This window comes from Candidatus Stoquefichus massiliensis AP9 (assembly GCF_000455285.1).
In the GTDB taxonomy this organism is placed as follows: Bacteria; Bacillota_I; Bacilli_A; order Erysipelotrichales; family Coprobacillaceae; genus Stoquefichus; species Stoquefichus massiliensis.
The window spans coordinates 178,913-195,870 of the sequence record NZ_HG005285.1 but is presented as its reverse complement, the minus strand read 5'-3'; the positions used below and the strand labels follow the sequence as shown (position 1 = coordinate 195,870).

The following is a 16,958-nucleotide window of genomic DNA, read 5'->3' as shown; positions in this document are numbered from 1 at the left end:
CATTATGCTACTCTATCTTCTTTCTTTAAGAATACTGATGTAAAGGTTGCGTTGCTGACGGGTTCATTATCTTTAAAGAATAAAGAATTGCTCTATCAAAAGATTCAAGATGGTGATATTGATATTGTTGTAGGAACACATGCTTTATTTCAAAAGAAAGTCGAGTATGCCAATCTTGGTTTTGTGATTACTGATGAACAACATCGCTTTGGTGTTGAACAACGTAAAGCATTAAAAAATAAAGGGAATCAGGTTGACTTCTTAATTATGAGTGCAACACCAATCCCTCGAACATTAGCTATCTCTATGTATGGAGATATGAATGTATCAACTATAAAAACAATGCCAACAGGAAGAAAACCTGTTATCACAAAATATATAAAATCATCCTCTATGAAGCCTATTTTAGAGGATTTAAAGGATTATTTACAAAATGGGGGACAATGTTATGTTATATGTCCTTTGGTTGAAGATAGCGAAGCTATTGAAGCCAAAAGTGCTTCTCAGATTGCAGACGCAATGCAAAAGTATTTTAAAGAGATCTATCATGTTGGTTTATTACATGGACAAATGAAAGATAATGAAAAAGATGATGTGATGGAATCTTTCCAAAAGAATGAGATTCAGATTCTTGTATCTACAACTGTTGTAGAAGTTGGTGTTGATGTAAAAAATGCGAATATGATGGTTATTTATAATGCTGAACGTTTTGGAATGAGTCAATTACATCAGTTAAGAGGTAGAATTGGTCGAGGAGATCTACAGGCTTATTGTTACTTAATGAGTTCATCATCTTCTAAAGAAGCTATTGATCGTTTAAAATATATGGAAAAGAGTCATGATGGTTTTGAAATATCAACCTATGATTTACAATTAAGAGGACCTGGTGAAGTCTTAGGAAGTAGACAAAGTGGTTTACCAACATTCTTAGTTGCTGATGTTCTAAAAGATTTCAATATTTTAACGATTGCAAGAGAAGATGCTATGAAAATGATTGATGATTATCATCATCACAAAGGTTATCAAAAACTTATATCTAAGATTAAAGAGAATTTAAAAGAGAATAATGAATATGTTGATTAAATATGTTATACTACTAGCAAGGAGTGAGACAAAATGTATAAATTATCAATAGATGCAATGAGTGGGGATTTAGGAAGTGGAATTGTTGTTGAAGCCTGTGAAAGTTTTATCAAAACACATGCTGATGCAGAATTATATGTGACTGGAAAAGAAGAAGAACTAGAAAAATTAAAAGCCTATGATCGTATTCATATTGTAGATGCTAGAGATATTGTTCCTATGGATGCTGGTATTATGTCTGTACGTCGTAAAAAAGATTCAAGTATGGTCAAAGCAGTTGCTTTAGCCAATGATGGAATTGTTGATGGTGTCGTATCATGTGGATCAACAGGTGCTTTTTATACAAGTGCTATGTTATTTTTAAAACGTATTGAAGGTGTTGAAAAATCATGTTTAATGGCCATATTGCCAACCTATAATGAAAAAGGTGTGGCTTTATTGGATGTTGGAGCAAATGCAGAAAATACACCTGAACAACTTAAAGATTTTGCGATTATGGGACATATATATGCAAAAAATATTAGAGGAATACACCAACCAAAAGTCGCTTTATTAAATATTGGAACAGAAGCGAAAAAAGGTGATGAAGTTCATCAAAATGCTTATCAACTTTTAGAATCAGAAAATAAAATTCATTTTATTGGGAATATTGAAGGAAGAGATATCTTAAAAGGTGATTGTGATGTTATTGTCACTGATGGATTTAGTGGAAATATTGCATTAAAGACATGTGAAGGAGCAGCATCTTTACTAATGAAGATGGTTAAAGAAGGAATGATGTCTTCACTTTCAGGAAAAATAGGAGCAATGTTTGCAAAATCTTCACTTTATGCTTTAAAAGATAAATTTGATTATAAATCTGTAGGTGGAGCACTCATGATGGGATTTGAAAAAGCTGTTGTCAAAGCCCATGGTGCAAGTGATGCAAAAGCTTTTGCTAATGCTATGGATTTAGCTTATCAGTTAGTTAAGTTAGATGTTGTTTCACAAATGAAAGAAGGATTAAATACAAAATGAAATTATTAGATTTTTTAATAAAAGAAGAGATTCCATATCAAAACTTGAGTTTATACAAAGAAGCTTTTACACATGCTTCTTATGCAAACGAATCCCATCATAACCAAAAAGATTATGAAAGATTAGAATTCATGGGTGATGCAGTTTTACAATTATATGTATCAGAATTTATCTTTAAACTTTTCCCTGATGTTCCAGAAGGATCATTAACAACATTACGTAGTAAATTAGTCCGTGAAGAATCATTAGCACGTTTTTCACGTGAATTAGGATTAGGTGAACTTCTTTACTTAGGTGTTGGAGAAGAAAAAAGTGGTGGACGTGAAAGAGAAAGTGTTTTAGCAAATATTTTTGAATCATTTATTGGTGCTGTTTATTTAGATTGTGGAAAAGATGAAGTGATTAAAATTTTAGAACAAACAATCTATCAGCATGTCAATGATTTAGATTATGATGATATCACTGATTATAAAACAACATTACAAGAATTAATTCAAGCAGATCAACGTCGTACAGTGACTTACGAATTATTAGAAACATCTGGTCCATCCAATGCACCAGAATTCACAATTGCTGTCATTATGGATGATATGCGTCTAGGTATTGGAAAAGGAACAAGTAAAAAAAGAGCTGAACAACAGGCAGCTAAAGATGCTTTAAATAAACTGGCTACAAATAATGAATAGATCTAGTTAATGCTGGATCTATTTTTGTTTAAATAACAATTAAAAAAAGATATAGCAAAGTATACAATATCCTATATTTTAATTCTAATCAATATTTTAGTATATTGACTTCTTTAGAATTTATGAAAAAAGAAAAGTAGTACCATTCTTTTATCAATACAAAACGAGTAGACGAGGAATTTCCTTTTTGTAATACATTTATATATAAAAAGCCTATACGCTTTTACTATTGTATCATAGGATATGTTAGGAGGGATGATATGTATAATCCATATATGTATGAAAATGAAAGAATAACATATCCAAAAGTTGGTGAAATTATTCTTTATTCTGTTAATAAAGGAGATAATGTATATCGTATTGCAAAAACATTGAATAGTGAAGTGCCTTGGATTCAAGCAATGAATAATTTAAATGAAGACATGCTTATTTATCCAGAACAGCAATTACTTATTCCAATTGTTTATCAAAAAGTAAAACCAGTACCACAACCTTATCAAAGACAAACATATGATTTATACTTTTAATAGAATGTTTCTTGCATAAGATTTTAAATTAAGCAAAAACTATGAATAGGAGGTTTTATAAATGAGAAAATTAGCAATCCTATTTTTAGTTATGATGATGTGTGGATGTTCAAATCAGTCAAAACAAGAAGAATCAAAGAAGACTGTTTATAAAGATGGAACCTATACAACGACTGCAGTAGGTTATGGTGGGGAATTTCAAGTAGAAACAACAATGAAAGATGATAAAATTGTTGATGTTCTTGTTAAAGAACATAATGAAACACCATCTATTGGAGGCGTTGCACTAGAACAAATGATCACTTCAATGAAAAAAGAAAATAAATATGATGTCGATACAATTTCAGGAGCAACCAAAACATCACAAGCATTAAAAGATGCTGTTAAAGAAGCAATGGAAAATGCGAAGAATACGTCTAAATAAAGCAGAAATGCTTTATTTTTTTTGTGATTTGGTATATGATAGTAAAAATGATAGGGGGTCATAAAAAATGGAAGAAGTTAATGTTAGCAGTGAAAGAAACATAACATTGATTATGGATTTTTACGAATTAACAATGTCTTATAATTATTTTAAAATGGGAAAAGGGGAACAGATTGTTTATTTTGATATGTTCTATCGTAAAAATCCAGATAATGGTGGATTTGTTATTTTTGCTGGTTTACAGCAATTGATAGAAGCTATTCAAGATATGCGTTTTACAGAAGGTGATATTGAATATTTACGTTCATTAAATATATTTGATGAGGATTTCTTTGATTATTTAAGAAACTTTCAATTTACAGGGACACTTTATTCAGTGCCAGAAGGAACACCTGTCTTTCCTTATGAACCATTAATTACTGTGAAAGCAAAATTAATTGAAGCCCAATTAATTGAAACATTTTTACTTGTGACAATTAATCATCAATCTTTAATAGCAACCAAAGCACATCGTGTTTGTCAGGAAGCCAAAGGACGTGCTGTCATGGAATTTGGTGCGAGACGTGCACAAGGTTATGATGGGGCGCATTATGGAGCGAGAGCAGCTTATATTGGTGGCGTAGCAGGTACTGCAACTACATCAGCGGGTAAAGCTTTTCAAATACCTGTATTAGGTACAATGGCACATTCTTTTGTACAATCATTTGATAATGAATTTGAAGCATTTAAAGCTTATGCAGAAATTTATCCTGATTCTTGTGTTTTGCTTGTTGATACATATGATACATTAAAGAGCGGAGTTCCGAATGCTATTAGAGTTGCTGAAGAAGTTTTGGCGCCAATGGGAAAAAGATTGGCAGGAATTCGTTTAGATAGTGGTGATATTGCATATTTAACAAAAAAAGCCAGAATGATGTTGGATGTTGCAGGATTACATGATTGTAAAATTACGGTTTCTAATTCATTGGATGAATATTTGATTCGTTCAGTATTGGAACAAGGGGCACAAATTGATTCATTTGGAGTTGGAGAAAACATGATTGTTTCTAAATCAGCACCTGTTTTTGGTGGTGTCTATAAATTAGCTGCTGTTGAAAAAGATGGTCAGATTATCCCTAAAATTAAGATTTCAGAAAATACTGAAAAAATCACTAATCCAGGATATAAGAAAGTCTATCGTCTTATAGAAAAAGAAACGAATAAAGCGATTGCTGATATTATCAGTTTTTATGATGAAGTTCTTGATGAAAATCAAGATTTAACAATTTATCATCAATCTGATGCATGGAAAAATAAGACTCTTTATGCAGGAACATATGAAATTCATCCATTACAAACACTTGTTTTTAAGGATGGACAATGTGTTTATCCTCAATATTCATTAGATCAAATTAGAGAATACTCTATTAAGCAAAAATCATTACTTTGGGATGAAGTCTTCCGTTTAGAATACCCTCATATTTATTATGTAGATTTAACAAAAAAATTATTAGACTATAAATTAAATATGCTTGCTGAAGGGAGAAAAAGTGAATGAGTTTTAAGCGCAGTGTAGAAAGAAACCACAAAGTTGAATTTACGCATCAAGATCAGCAAACGAAGAGTCAATTTCAATCAAATTTTAACTTAACATGGATTCCTTTTCACTACAAAAGTCTCATCATCTTAGCAGTGATCTTTGCTTTTGCACAAGGACTATGTGTTCCGCTTTTAGCACAGTATTCTTCTTTTGATATTGCTCTTGTTCTTACTCATGGAATAATATCAAGTCTACTTGTTGTTCTTGCCTTTTATATAATAGAGAAAGAAAAACCTCCACTATCTGCTTTATTTATTCGATTCTGTTTTTGTGCTCTTATCTTTGGCGGTTTCGCCTTTGCTGTAGCACTTATGATAATGTAGTGGTGCTCTTATGATTATTACAGTTGTTGGTTTAGGAGTTATTGGTGGAAGTTATGTTCAGGCTTTAAAAGGATTAGGACATCAGGTTTATGGAGTGGATTGTGATGAAGAAACACTCTCATTAGCAAAAAAAGATGGTTGCATTATTGAAGGATTTACAGATGGACATGAAATTATTGCAAGAAGTGATTTAACAATTATTTGTCTTTATCCATCCCTTGTTTTAGATTTTATTACTCATCATACATTTAAAAAAGGAAGTATTGTGACAGATGTTGTTGGTATTAAATCATATTTTTTAGAAAAAGCTTTAGCTTGTATTGATCCAGATGTAGAATATGTTAGTGGACACCCAATGGCTGGACGTGAAAAGAAAGGCTATGCCTATGCCAGCAAGGAAGTCTTTAGAAATGCGAATTATATTGTTATTGAACATGCAAAGAATAAAAAAGAATCTATAGAATTTATGTGTCAGTTTGTTTCTCAATTAGGCTTTAAAAGCGTTAAAATCATGAGCCCCTATGATCATGATGAAATCATATCATTTACATCACAATTGCCTCATACTATTGCAGTAGCATTAATCAATAGTGATGATCAAAAATATGATACAGGAAAATATATTGGTGATTCTTTTCGTGATTTAACAAGAATTGCGAATATTAATGCTGAGTTATGGAGTGAATTGTTCTTAAACAATCGCGACTATCTATTGGCATCTATGATACGTTTTGAAGAACAGTTTGATCAATTAAAACAAGCATTATTAAATGATGATGATAACGCTTTAAAAGAAATGTTTTTAGAATCGTCAAAGCGTAGAGAAAATTTGGAAAAGTAATTTATATAAACGATTTCGTTATGCGAAATCGTTTTTCTAAAAATGTGTGGACATCTTCTTCATGAAATATAGTTATATATACGGAAGTTTTTGGGAATGAAATAAATGTGCATGTGATATGTATCTTTCTTTTTGTTCTTTTCTTATTTGTTAGAAAGGAGTCAATGCCTAATATCACTATTTGATCAATTTGTGTTTATCATAAGATCCTTAATTATGAATAATAGATCATAAAATGGGAACTAGCCTTAATGGAGAAACTTTCATCTATGCATGTATTATAGGTAAACGAAGACATACAGATATAAAAGAAATAACAGTACATATATGCTATTGTTTAATTGGAAAAGAGAAACGAAATATCATCAAGAACAGTTAGAAAGGACAGAATACCAACTAGAACTAGTCTATTGTGTTAATGGACTCGTGATGTCATAAAATTATTCTGTTTTTTGAATAAGCTATAGACATTGATGCTAGTATAGGTTTGGATATGACTGTTTCTGAATTACTGGATTTTCCAGAAATGAACGAATCAGCATTCGATGATGAGTGAAAGGTATTATTTTGTTGCCAGTTATATTCAATAACTGTATAATATGCCTATAAATTAGAAATTTCCATGAATTATACTGGGAGGTATTTTAATGACAGAGCAGGATAAAAAAATAGCCATTCAAACAATAAAAGATATTCTCCATGTTCTTCACGAAAAAAGATATGAGGATTTGCCATCTTGTGTGGACGAAATGGATTGGGACGATACAGAAGAAATTCGGGAGTGTGTTCAGGGTACATTGGACATGAACGGTTTTGATGCGTTCGATGAGTACGATGTTCCATGCAATTTTCACCCGCAATATGAGTATCATCACGAAGTAGAGTTTTATGAGAAGTCCCCTGAAAGCTTTGAAGCAAATTATGAACTTACCTCAGGTGGAGAACTGGTAGATTTGTGCTTGCAACTCAGATTTTTATATTCAGAAGGTAAAGTAAAACGTATATTCCATATGATTGACCCAATGTGATAATGCAGGCTTATTGTCGCAAAATTCCAGTTTGTTGAGCAGTTAGTCTTATAAGATTGACTGCTTTTATTTATAATGAAGGACACTACTAACAAGATGTCCAAAATTATGTGTCGTATCAAGGCTCTTTGGTTAATGGTAAATCAGTAGTGAATTACACTTTTTTTCCTTATGAATTGCTAATAAGTGTAGTGTTTATGCGTTAATCTGTTCCTATATTTTAAATTTGATATAATTTTAATGATACTCAATTTTTCAAGGATAAAATAAATATTATGATCGGATATATTTGTTTTGTCCTTTGTTTTGTTTTAACAAATATGAAATCATAGAAAGCGCATCTTATTAGTAACAGAGTATTGTTTTCGGTTCAAGAAAAGGATTGGGTTGAACCAATAGTTGAAGAAAACTTTAATCTAGATCGTACAGTCTTAATTATGTCATTTGTAAAGAAAAGTGCGAGAAGAAACACTTTTACAATATGAGACTATCTTATCTATGATGAATCCAAATATTTGGTATCGAAGGACAGAATTTATGGAGGCTCTTCATGTTAAAGAGAGAAGGGTTCATACATTATTAAAAGAATTAATTGAAAAAGGTGATTTGATTGACAATGGAGTCATCAAGGGTAAAAGATATAAGAAAGTCTAGAAACTCATTGATGTAGCATCTCTTAGTAGCAGTTATGAAGAGATGCTTTTTTTCTTGTGCATTGGATTGATGAGAAAGGTAATTATGCAAGTTAGAAGTTTAATATATTAAACAAATTGTTTAAAACGTATTGCATTTTACAAAATATTCTGTATAATAATTATGTTTTGTAGATTTAAACATAAAGTTTTGTATTACTAAACAAGGGAGTGATATTATGAATATTGGTGGTAAAATAAAAAGATTGCGTATAGCCAATCAATTGACATTAGAAGAATTAGCTAACCGTAGTGAGTTAACTAAAGGTTTTTTATCACAAGTAGAAAGAAATTTAACCTCACCTTCTATAGCAACCTTAGAGGATATACTAGAGGCTTTAGGCACCTCATTGCATGAATTCTTCGATGAAAGACAAGAGGAACAGATTGTCTTTAAAAAAGATGATTATTTTATTAACACGCAGGATGATTATATGATTTCTTATATTGTGCCTAATGCACAAAAGAATGATATGGAACCTATTTTGATTGAATTAGAAAAAGATAAGATGTCAATGGAAATGGAACCTCATGATGGAGAAGAGTTTGGTTATGTGATTAGTGGGAAAATTAAACTTCATTATGGTCCAAAAGCATTGACCGTTAAAAAAGGCGAAACTTTTTATTTGACAGGGAATAGAACACATTATCTTGAAAATTGTGGTGAAGGTAGGGCAAAGGTGATTTGGATATCAACACCACCATTATTTTAGGGAGGATTATATGAAAAAATTAATTGAATTAAATAATTTGACAAAAGAATTTAATGGTCAAGTCGTTTTAAAAGGTATACATTTAGATATTCATGAAAATGAATTTATGACATTATTAGGACCAAGTGGTTGTGGGAAGACAACGACACTAAGGATAGTGGGTGGTTTTGAAGAAGCAAGTAATGGTGAAGTTTTATTTGATGGCATTGATATTTCATCTTTACCACCTTATAAAAGAGAGGTGAATACAGTTTTTCAAAAGTATGCTTTATTTCCACATATGAATGTCTTTGATAATGTTGCATTTGGTTTAAAGATTAAGAAATTAGATAAAGCTATTATTGAACAAAAAGTGCTTCGTATGTTAAATCTTGTTGGTCTTGAAGGTTTTGAAAAACGTAATATATCACAACTATCAGGAGGACAGCAGCAACGTGTTGCCATTGCAAGAGCGTTAGTTAATGAACCTAAAGTTTTATTATTAGATGAACCATTAGGAGCATTAGATTTAAAATTAAGAAAAGCAATGCAGATTGAATTAAAAAATATTCAAAAAGAAGTTGGTATTACATTTGTTTATGTTACTCATGATCAAGAAGAAGCCTTAACAATGTCAGATACAATTGTTGTTATGAATGATGGAAGTATTCAACAGATAGGGACACCTACTGATATTTATAATGAACCTGAGAATCGCTTTGTTGCTCAATTTATTGGTGAATCTAATATTGTTGAAGGGACTTTTGTGAAAGACTTTTTGGTTGAGTTTGATGGACAGCAGTTTGTTTGTGTTGATAAAGGTTTTGATGAAGGGCAGGATGTTGATATTGTTTTAAGACCAGAAGATTTAGATATTGTAGAAGTTGGTCAAGGAAAGATTGAAGGAACAATTTCTTCAATTATCTTTAAAGGTGTTCATTATGAAATTATGGTGGAAACAGATGAACGTATGTATAAAGTACATACAACAGATATGAGCGAAGTTGGTAAAAAGGTAAATTTGGATTTTTGGCCTGAAGATATTCATGTCATGGAAAAAATGGGGACATATTAATGAAACAATATAAAAAACTTGTTTCCCCTTATTGTTTTTGGCTTTTTGCATTAACAATTATTCCAATGATGTTAATTGCATTTTATGCATTTACATCAAAAGGTACAGAAATTACAACTTTTCAATTTACTTTAGATAACTTCTTTAAATTTATGGACCCTATCTTTTTATCTGTTTTAATGCGTTCTTTAGTATTAGGTGTCTTAACAACAGCAATTTGTTTTTTAATTGGTTATCCTATTGCCTATATGATTGCAAAATGTAAAGAAAATACACAAACAATATTAATCTTATTAATTACAATACCAACATGGATTAATCTTTTAATGAGAACTTATGCCTGGATGAGTATTTTAAGTAATAATGGAATTATTAATAATCTTTTACAATCTATTGGATTAGGTCGCGTTCATATGATGTATACAGATTTTGCAGTTGTGATTGGGATGGTTTATAATTTTTTACCATTTATGATTTTACCTATTCATACATCACTTACAAATATGGATAAATCTTTAACTGAGGCCTCTATGGATTTAGGAGCATCACGTATTCAAACTTTCTTTAAAGTGACTTTTCGTTTATCTTTAAGTGGTGTTTTAACAGGAATTACAATGGTTTTCTTGCCAGCTATCAGTGCTTTTGTTATTCCAAAGATGTTAGGTGGAGGTCAATATTCTTTGATTGGTAATTTCATTGAACAACAATTTATAACTGTTGGAAACTGGCATTTTGGTAGTGCTGTATCACTTGTTTTGGCTGTTATTGTTATTGTATTGATGGCATTAATTTATCGAGTAGAGAAACGTACGAATGTTTCTAACGAAGATGAGGAAGGAGGAAATAAACGTTATGGTAAAAGAAAAAAAATACGTAAAGGGTCTATGCATTAGTTTGTGTTTATTGTTTTTATATGCACCTTTATTTATTATGGCTTTTTTCTCTTTTAATAGTGCTAAGTCATTATCTCATTTTAAAGGATTTTCTATGCGTTGGTATGAGTCTTTGTTTGGTAATATTCAATTATTGGATGCTGTCTTTGTTTCCGTTTCGATTGCTCTTTTAGCAACTTTAATTTCTACTGTTTTAGGAACGATTACAGCTATTGCTTTGACAAAATCTAAAAGAAAGATACGTACAGCTATCTTACAGGTTAATAATTTACCTATAATGAATCCTGAAATTGTGACAGCTATTTCATTAATGATTTTTTTCTCATTTATTAGTATTGAAAAAGGTTATATGACAATGTTACTTGCCCATATTGCTTTTTGTACACCGTATGTCATTACAAATGTTTATCCTAAAGTGAAACAGTTAGATGATAATTTAACAGATGCAGCGATGGATTTAGGAGCAACACCATTTCAAACTTTAGTGAAAGTCATTTTGCCTCAAATCAAATCAGGTATTATGGCTGGCGCATTGCTTGCTTTTACAATGTCATTTGATGATTTTGTCATTTCTTATTTTGTAAGTGGAAATGGTGTAGAAAATATCTCTATAGTGATTTATAATATGTCTAAGCGTATGAATCCAAGTATATATGCTTTATCAACAATTGTTTTGGTTGTCATCTTATTTGTGTTATTGCTTGGAACATTCGTTCCTTATTTAATTGTGAAAAAAAGAGGAGGAAAAGTTAATGAAGCGCTTCGTTAAAGTCATGCTTTGTTTTGCAATGGTTAGCCTTGCGTTGAGTGGATGTGGAGGTCGTAGTTATACACATACATTACGTGTATTTAACTGGGGAGAATATGTTGATCCTGATGTGATTAATGGTTTCCAAAGAGAGTTTGATTGTAAGGTGGTTTATGAGACATTTGATTCTAATGAATCAATGTATACAAAATTATTAGGTGGAAATAAGTATGATATTATGGTTCCGTCTGAATATATGATTGAAAGATTGATTAAAGAGAATCTTTTACAAAAGATTGATTGGTCATTAATAACAAATAAAAGTAGTATTGATAGTAAAGTCTTGAATCAGAATTTTGATAAAGCTAATGAATATTGGGTGCCATATTTTTATGGTAATGTTGGTATTGTCTATGATAAGACTCAGGTTAGTGAAAATGATTTAAATATGGGATGGGAAGTTTTAAGAAATCCTAAATATAAAGGCAATATTTATATGTATGATTCTGAAAGAGATTCTTTTATGGTAGCATTAAAAGCCTTAGGATACTCTATGAATACAACAAATCAAAACGAAATAGAAGAAGCTTATCAATGGCTCATTGAACAAAGAAAAACAATGGATCCTACATATGCTGCTGATGATACAATAGATGCTATGAAAAGCAGTGAAAAAGCTATGGCAGTTATGTATTCTGGTGATGCTGCAGCTGTAATGTTAGAAAATCCTGATATAGGATTCTATATGCCAGAAGAAGGAACAAATGTTTGGTTTGATGGCTTTGTTGTAAGTAAAGAATGCGAGAATTTAGAATTAGCTATGAATTTTATTAATTATATGATTAGTGATGAAAATGCTTTGAATAATACATTAGAGGTAGGGTATTTAACTTCTAATACAGTAGCAGCAAAAGAAGCATCAGAAGGAGATTTTCAAGGTATTAATGCCTATGGTATTAGAATGGATCAAAATGATGAAGTGTTTGCCTACCAAACCCAAGATGTTAAAGAAATGTATAGCGATTTTTGGTCTAAAGTGAAAGCACAGTAAGATTTTTTAAAAAAGTTCTGATGAAAAAATCCTCATCAGAACTTTTCTTTTTGAATTGTCATAAAGAAATGCCAAAAAAATGCAAAAAACTATTGCAATCAATTACAAAATATTATATACTATTTGAGCAACGTGAGAAGAGAAATGAAATGGTTCCATAGCCAAGTTGGTAAGGCTACAGACTGCAACTCTGTCATCGTCGGTTCGAGTCCGGCTGGAACCTCCATCATGTTGCCCAGGTGGCGAAATTGGTAGACGCACAGGACTTAAAATCCTGCGGACCTTAAAATCCGTGCCGGTTCGACTCCGGCCCTGGGCACCATTCTTAAAAAAAGAAATTTAAAAATATTTCAAAAAAGTGTTGCAAAACAACGGCATTTATGTTAATATTGAATGGCGCTGTTAAAGAGATGCGCTAGTAGCTCAACTGGATAGAGTGCTTGACTACGGATCAAGAGGTTGTGGGTTCGATTCCTGCCTAGCGCGCCAATTGAGTATTAAAATTAAATATTCGGGAAGTAGCACAGCTTGGTAGTGCACCTGGTTTGGGACCAGGGGGTCGCAGGTTCAAATCCTGTCTTCCCGACCATTTAAAATGGGGCTTTAGCTCAGATGGGAGAGCGCCTGCTTTGCACGCAGGAGGTCAGCGGTTCGATCCCGCTAAGCTCCACCAATATTGCGGAGGTTTACCCAAGCCCGGCTGAAGGGATCGGTCTTGAAAACCGACAGGGGATGAAAGTCCCGCGGGGGTTCGAATCCCTCAACCTCCGCCATTTAAAAATTTATATTTCATATCGCGGGATGGAGCAGTCTGGTAGCTCGTCGGGCTCATAACCCGAAGGTCGTTGGTTCAAATCCTTCTCCCGCAACCATTTTGGTCTGGTAGTTCAGTTGGTTAGAATGCCGCCCTGTCACGGCGGAGGTCGCGGGTTCGAGTCCCGTCCAGACCGCCAAATTATGGTTCCGTAGCTCAGTCGGTAGAGCAGAGGACTGAAAATCCTCGTGTCGCTGGTTCGATTCCGGCCGGAACCACCATTTTTATAAAAAGAACGATTCACTACATGGCGGGGTAGCTCAGTTGGCTAGAGCAATCGGTTCATACCCGGTGGGTCGGGGGTTCGAATCCCTTCCCCGCTACCATTAAGCTAATCAGTGGTGAATGCCACTTTTTATTTTATTTGGACCCTTAGCTCAGTTGGTTAGAGCTATCGGCTCATAACCGATCGGTCGAAGGTTCGAGTCCTTCAGGGTCCACCAATTAAAGAGATACGATATGTTTAGGCATATCGTTTTTTTTATTCATTTAAATGATATATTTATGGTATGATATAAATGAAAAAAGATAATATTATACACAAAATATTCATATCTCTGTGATATATTGTGTGGGTAGGTGAGATTATGGATGAGAAAGTTAAAAAAGGATTAACTTCTAAGGAAGTTTTAGAACGTGTTGAAAAAGGACAGGTTAATATATCTCATGATAATATTTCAAAAACTAAGAAACAGATTGTATTAGAACATACAGTGACTTATTTTAATATTCTTAATGTTTTTTTGGCAGCGATTATTTTGTCAACGGGTCGTTGGACGAATTTAACATTTATGGGTGTTATTATTATGAATTCTTTGATTGGGATTTATCAGGAACTGAAAGTTAAGAAAATTATTGATCAATTAACAGTTGTTACAGTTAAAAAGATTATGGTTATACGTGATTATCAAGAAATAATGATTCCTATTGAGAAATTGGTTCTTGATGATATAGTTTTTTTAGAAAGTGGTAATCAAATTGGAACGGATTGTGTGACAATAAGTTCACAGGGTATGGAAGTTAATGAATCTATGCTGACAGGTGAATCTAAACCAGTTAAAAAGAAAGTTGGTGATGAACTTCTTTCAGGTAGTTTCGTTGTAGCTGGAAGTGCTTATGGACGCGTTATAAGAGTTGGTAATGATAATTATTCTACCCAGCTTGTTCATAAGGCAAAACATAAAAATAAGGCATCTTCTGAAATGAAAGATGCAATTGAAAAGGTTATTAAAATATTGAGCTTTGTCATTATTCCTGTTGGTCTTGTTTTATTCATGTCACAACTTTCTGCTTCACCTCATGATCATGCAACAGCAATTGTGAAGACGGTTGCTGGAGTGATTGGTATGATTCCTGAAGGCCTTGTGCTTCTCACAAGTTTGTCTTTTATTTTAGGAGTTGGTAAATTAGCAAAACGTAAAGCTTTGATTCAAGAGATGGAAGCAATTGAAGCGTTAGCACGTGTTGATGTTTTATGTCTTGATAAAACGGGAACCATAACAACTGGTGAATTAGAAGTTGAAAAAGTGGATTTCATTCATGATTATTCATCAGAAGTTGTTCATCAGGTTATGGGTTTAATGGCATATGGTTTTGATGATATTAATGCGACTCAAAAAGCTTTAAGAGCGTATTTTAAGAAATTTGATGATATAAGTATTATTGGTAGGATTCCTTTCTCATCACAGCGTAAAATGCGTGCTTTAGCTTTGAAAAATGGTCAAAAATATGTTTTAGGTGCACCCGAATATCTTGTAGATGAAAACGATCCATTATTGCAAAGGGTAAATGATTATTCACGTCAAGGATTGCGTGTCCTGTTGTTGGGAGAAACTGACTTTTTAGATGATGAGAAGAATGATATTGGTGATGTTAAAACAATGGCTTTGATTGTTATTCATGATTGTATTCGTTTAGAAGCAAAAGATACACTCCAGTTCTTTGAAAAGGCTGCAGTTAATATATGTATTCTTTCTGGAGATAATCCAATGACTGTTTCTAGAGTTGCACAATTAGCTGGTTTACAAGGTGGAGAGAAGTATATAGATGCATCAACTTTGCCAGAAGATGATGAAGAACTTCAAAAAGTTGTTTCTCATTATCGTGTGTATGGACGTGTAAAACCTGAACAAAAACAACAGATTATTAAGGCTTTTCAAACTCAAGGTCATGTTGTGGGAATGGTCGGTGATGGGGTTAATGATGTTCTTGCATTAAAAGATGCTGATTGTGGCATTGCGATGGCTGCAGGAAGTGATGCCGCAAAGCAGGCGGCACATATTGTTTTATTGGATTCTAATTTTGCATCTATGCAGGCAATTGTAAGAGAAGGAAGAGCTATCATTGCTGATATTGAGAGAGTCAGTTCCTTGTATCTCACTAAAACAATCTATTCTACAGTTTTATGTCTTGTTTTTGCAGCGCTTCAAATGAGTTATCCTTTTACGCCACTTCAATTAAGTTTGATTAGTGGCTTGGCTATTGGTGTTCCTAGTTTTCTTATCACTCTTGAACGCTCTTCAACATTATCAGCTCAGGGATTCTTACGGCATGTTATTTCAACAGCTGTACCGTGTGCTGTTACAATGATTATTTATATGCTATTTGTAGCAGTCTTAGGGCAATGGCTTCATTTTGATATGAAAACCTATTCAACTTATTATTTTCTTGTTGCTGGCTTTATTAGTTTTTTAGTGGTTTTCATTGTTTGTATGCCACTTAATCGCTTACGTGTCATTGTGGCAACATTAATGACAGTATTGTTTTATTTGATTCTTCTCATTATGCCAGAATTTTTTGGTATTTATTCAATCATTAACTGGCGCTTTATTTGGATTCTTCCGATTTGTATAAGTTCTATATTCGTGATTGGAGCCTTGAAACGCCTTATTCATAAATTATATCAGATACATGAACGACGTTTATCTAGCCAATCGAAAATAATTCATTGATATGATTGATTTTTCTTTATGAGCAATCATATCAAACTGATCTTTAGCAGATATGTATAGCTGATAGGGATGAATACCTGGCTGTGCAAAATAAGCGCCACATTTTAATTGGATTAAACATTGATGGTGATGATATTCAAATGGATGTTTATTAAAATAATGATTTAAATTTAAATAAGCTTTGAGAATATCATCTTCAGTTGCATTAAACATAACTATAAAAAATTTTTGAGAATAATCATGATAAAGATTTGCATTCCCAAAATTAAGTTGAGCAACAATACATTCTTCTATTTTAGGAGAGAACTTATGGTAAAATTGGGGAAATTGTTCATAGATATAGGGTTCGATGAGATATTCTATATAAAGACCAACAATATGATCAATGTCTTTTGGTTTCTTTAAATTTTTAAAAAAGAAATATAATTTTTGTTGGTCTAATGATGTATGATATGACTGGTCAGGGTCCAAAATAAGTTCAGAATAAGACAAATCTTTTAAAGGATTATAAATATACATTTTTTATCACCTCTA

17 protein-coding genes and 11 tRNA genes are annotated in these 16,958 nt (G+C 32.4%); 27 read left to right on the top strand and 1 reads right to left on the bottom strand.

Features of this window, described 5'->3' with window-relative positions; all coding sequences use genetic code 11:
- The 27 genes from BN350_RS18375 to BN350_RS03075 all read left to right on the top strand — a co-directional run.
- On the top strand, positions 1 to 1,083 hold a 1,083-nt coding region (locus BN350_RS18375), incomplete at its 5' end, for an ATP-dependent DNA helicase RecG (RefSeq protein ID WP_044600084.1).
- A gap of 33 nt (positions 1,084 to 1,116) precedes the next feature.
- A complete protein-coding gene (gene plsX / locus BN350_RS03200; RefSeq protein ID WP_028042292.1) occupies positions 1,117 to 2,100 on the top strand; it encodes a phosphate acyltransferase PlsX in 984 nt (327 codons plus the stop codon).
- Entirely contained in the window at positions 2,097 to 2,786 is a 690-nt protein-coding gene (rnc, locus tag BN350_RS03195; RefSeq protein ID WP_028042291.1) for a ribonuclease III, read from the top strand. The genes plsX and rnc overlap by 4 nt, the downstream gene beginning before the upstream one ends.
- Positions 2,787 to 3,046: 260 nt before the next feature.
- Positions 3,047 to 3,313 carry a LysM peptidoglycan-binding domain-containing protein gene (locus BN350_RS03190; protein ID WP_028042290.1) on the top strand — a complete coding sequence of 89 codons (267 nt, stop codon included), beginning with the start codon at positions 3,047 to 3,049 and terminating at the stop codon, positions 3,311 to 3,313.
- Positions 3,314 to 3,374: 61 nt separating this feature from the next.
- Positions 3,375 to 3,737: an FMN-binding protein gene (locus BN350_RS03185; RefSeq protein ID WP_028042289.1), complete on the top strand. Its 363-nt coding sequence runs from the start codon at positions 3,375 to 3,377 to the stop codon at positions 3,735 to 3,737.
- A 67-nt stretch (positions 3,738 to 3,804) separates the two neighbouring features.
- The gene (locus BN350_RS03180; protein ID WP_028042288.1) at positions 3,805 to 5,274 is read left to right on the top strand and encodes a nicotinate phosphoribosyltransferase; all 1,470 of its coding nucleotides are present in this window, start codon (positions 3,805 to 3,807) and stop codon (positions 5,272 to 5,274) included.
- Positions 5,271 to 5,639 (top strand): hypothetical protein, encoded by a 369-nt coding sequence (locus BN350_RS03175; RefSeq protein ID WP_028042287.1) that lies wholly within the window; start codon positions 5,271 to 5,273, stop codon positions 5,637 to 5,639. Before BN350_RS03180 ends, BN350_RS03175 begins: the two co-directional genes overlap by 4 nt.
- Before the next feature lie 10 nt (positions 5,640 to 5,649).
- Positions 5,650 to 6,480, top strand: a complete 831-nt coding sequence (locus BN350_RS03170) for a prephenate dehydrogenase (RefSeq protein WP_028042286.1) — start codon at positions 5,650 to 5,652, stop codon at positions 6,478 to 6,480.
- Between the two features lie 647 nt (positions 6,481 to 7,127).
- Positions 7,128 to 7,508 carry a DUF7668 domain-containing protein gene (locus BN350_RS18370; RefSeq protein WP_044600083.1) on the top strand — a complete coding sequence of 127 codons (381 nt, stop codon included), beginning with the start codon at positions 7,128 to 7,130 and terminating at the stop codon, positions 7,506 to 7,508.
- Between the two features lie 498 nt (positions 7,509 to 8,006).
- Positions 8,007 to 8,162, top strand: coding sequence for a hypothetical protein (locus BN350_RS20530; RefSeq protein ID WP_155849091.1), 156 nt, complete (start codon positions 8,007 to 8,009; stop codon positions 8,160 to 8,162).
- Between the two features lie 217 nt (positions 8,163 to 8,379).
- The gene (locus BN350_RS03155) at positions 8,380 to 8,913 is read left to right on the top strand and encodes a helix-turn-helix domain-containing protein (RefSeq protein WP_028042285.1); all 534 of its coding nucleotides are present in this window, start codon (positions 8,380 to 8,382) and stop codon (positions 8,911 to 8,913) included.
- Between the two features lie 10 nt (positions 8,914 to 8,923).
- Positions 8,924 to 9,967, top strand: a complete 1,044-nt coding sequence (gene potA / locus BN350_RS03150) for a spermidine/putrescine ABC transporter ATP-binding protein (protein WP_028042284.1) — start codon at positions 8,924 to 8,926, stop codon at positions 9,965 to 9,967.
- Complete coding sequence (locus BN350_RS03145) at positions 9,967 to 10,860, top strand: ABC transporter permease (protein WP_028042283.1); 894 nt, start codon at positions 9,967 to 9,969, stop codon at positions 10,858 to 10,860. The genes potA and BN350_RS03145 overlap by 1 nt, the downstream gene beginning before the upstream one ends.
- The gene (locus BN350_RS20870) at positions 10,820 to 11,629 is read left to right on the top strand and encodes an ABC transporter permease (RefSeq protein ID WP_028042282.1); all 810 of its coding nucleotides are present in this window, start codon (positions 10,820 to 10,822) and stop codon (positions 11,627 to 11,629) included. The genes BN350_RS03145 and BN350_RS20870 overlap by 41 nt, the downstream gene beginning before the upstream one ends.
- A complete protein-coding gene (locus BN350_RS20865) occupies positions 11,613 to 12,659 on the top strand; it encodes an ABC transporter substrate-binding protein (RefSeq protein ID WP_028042281.1) in 1,047 nt (348 codons plus the stop codon). Before BN350_RS20870 ends, BN350_RS20865 begins: the two co-directional genes overlap by 17 nt.
- A 151-nt stretch (positions 12,660 to 12,810) precedes the next feature.
- Positions 12,811 to 12,885: transfer RNA gene (locus tag BN350_RS03130), tRNA-Cys, on the top strand.
- Positions 12,886 to 12,892: 7 nt separating this feature from the next.
- Positions 12,893 to 12,981, top strand: a tRNA-Leu gene (locus tag BN350_RS03125).
- Between the two features lie 90 nt (positions 12,982 to 13,071).
- A tRNA-Arg gene (locus BN350_RS03120) sits at positions 13,072 to 13,148 on the top strand.
- A 23-nt stretch (positions 13,149 to 13,171) separates the two neighbouring features.
- Positions 13,172 to 13,248, top strand: a tRNA-Pro gene (locus BN350_RS03115).
- An 8-nt stretch (positions 13,249 to 13,256) separates the two neighbouring features.
- Positions 13,257 to 13,332 (top strand) — tRNA-Ala (locus BN350_RS03110).
- 7 nt (positions 13,333 to 13,339) lie between these two features.
- A tRNA-Ser gene (locus BN350_RS03105) sits at positions 13,340 to 13,432 on the top strand.
- 22 nt (positions 13,433 to 13,454) lie between these two features.
- Positions 13,455 to 13,531: transfer RNA gene (locus tag BN350_RS03100), tRNA-Met, on the top strand.
- Positions 13,532 to 13,535: 4 nt separating this feature from the next.
- Positions 13,536 to 13,612, top strand: a tRNA-Asp gene (locus BN350_RS03095).
- A gap of 6 nt (positions 13,613 to 13,618) precedes the next feature.
- A tRNA-Phe gene (locus BN350_RS03090) sits at positions 13,619 to 13,694 on the top strand.
- A 28-nt stretch (positions 13,695 to 13,722) separates the two neighbouring features.
- A tRNA-Met gene (locus BN350_RS03085) sits at positions 13,723 to 13,799 on the top strand.
- A gap of 40 nt (positions 13,800 to 13,839) precedes the next feature.
- Positions 13,840 to 13,916 (top strand) — tRNA-Ile (locus BN350_RS03080).
- A gap of 144 nt (positions 13,917 to 14,060) precedes the next feature.
- Positions 14,061 to 16,424 carry an HAD-IC family P-type ATPase gene (locus BN350_RS03075; protein WP_028042280.1) on the top strand — a complete coding sequence of 788 codons (2,364 nt, stop codon included), beginning with the start codon at positions 14,061 to 14,063 and terminating at the stop codon, positions 16,422 to 16,424.
- Here the strand turns inward: BN350_RS03075 and BN350_RS03070 are convergent.
- Positions 16,395 to 16,943, bottom strand: a complete 549-nt coding sequence (locus BN350_RS03070; protein WP_028042279.1) for a hypothetical protein — start codon at positions 16,941 to 16,943, stop codon at positions 16,395 to 16,397. The genes BN350_RS03075 and BN350_RS03070 overlap by 30 nt on opposite strands.
- Positions 16,944 to 16,958 lie beyond the last annotated feature (15 nt).

Coding starts and splice junctions, on each gene's coding strand:
- plsX (WP_028042292.1), top strand. CDS start 1,117: ATGTATAAATTATCAATAGATGCAATGAGTGGGGATTTAGGAAGTGGA.
- rnc (WP_028042291.1), top strand. CDS start 2,097: ATGAAATTATTAGATTTTTTAATAAAAGAAGAGATTCCATATCAAAAC.
- BN350_RS03190 (WP_028042290.1), top strand. CDS start 3,047: ATGTATAATCCATATATGTATGAAAATGAAAGAATAACATATCCAAAA.
- BN350_RS03185 (WP_028042289.1), top strand. CDS start 3,375: ATGAGAAAATTAGCAATCCTATTTTTAGTTATGATGATGTGTGGATGT.
- BN350_RS03180 (WP_028042288.1), top strand. CDS start 3,805: ATGGAAGAAGTTAATGTTAGCAGTGAAAGAAACATAACATTGATTATG.
- BN350_RS03175 (WP_028042287.1), top strand. CDS start 5,271: ATGAGTTTTAAGCGCAGTGTAGAAAGAAACCACAAAGTTGAATTTACG.
- BN350_RS03170 (WP_028042286.1), top strand. CDS start 5,650: ATGATTATTACAGTTGTTGGTTTAGGAGTTATTGGTGGAAGTTATGTT.
- BN350_RS18370 (WP_044600083.1), top strand. CDS start 7,128: ATGACAGAGCAGGATAAAAAAATAGCCATTCAAACAATAAAAGATATT.
- BN350_RS20530 (WP_155849091.1), top strand. CDS start 8,007: ATGATGAATCCAAATATTTGGTATCGAAGGACAGAATTTATGGAGGCT.
- BN350_RS03155 (WP_028042285.1), top strand. CDS start 8,380: ATGAATATTGGTGGTAAAATAAAAAGATTGCGTATAGCCAATCAATTG.
- potA (WP_028042284.1), top strand. CDS start 8,924: ATGAAAAAATTAATTGAATTAAATAATTTGACAAAAGAATTTAATGGT.
- BN350_RS03145 (WP_028042283.1), top strand. CDS start 9,967: ATGAAACAATATAAAAAACTTGTTTCCCCTTATTGTTTTTGGCTTTTT.
- BN350_RS20870 (WP_028042282.1), top strand. CDS start 10,820: ATGGTAAAAGAAAAAAAATACGTAAAGGGTCTATGCATTAGTTTGTGT.
- BN350_RS20865 (WP_028042281.1), top strand. CDS start 11,613: ATGAAGCGCTTCGTTAAAGTCATGCTTTGTTTTGCAATGGTTAGCCTT.
- BN350_RS03075 (WP_028042280.1), top strand. CDS start 14,061: ATGGATGAGAAAGTTAAAAAAGGATTAACTTCTAAGGAAGTTTTAGAA.
- BN350_RS03070 (WP_028042279.1), bottom strand. CDS start 16,943: ATGTATATTTATAATCCTTTAAAAGATTTGTCTTATTCTGAACTTATT.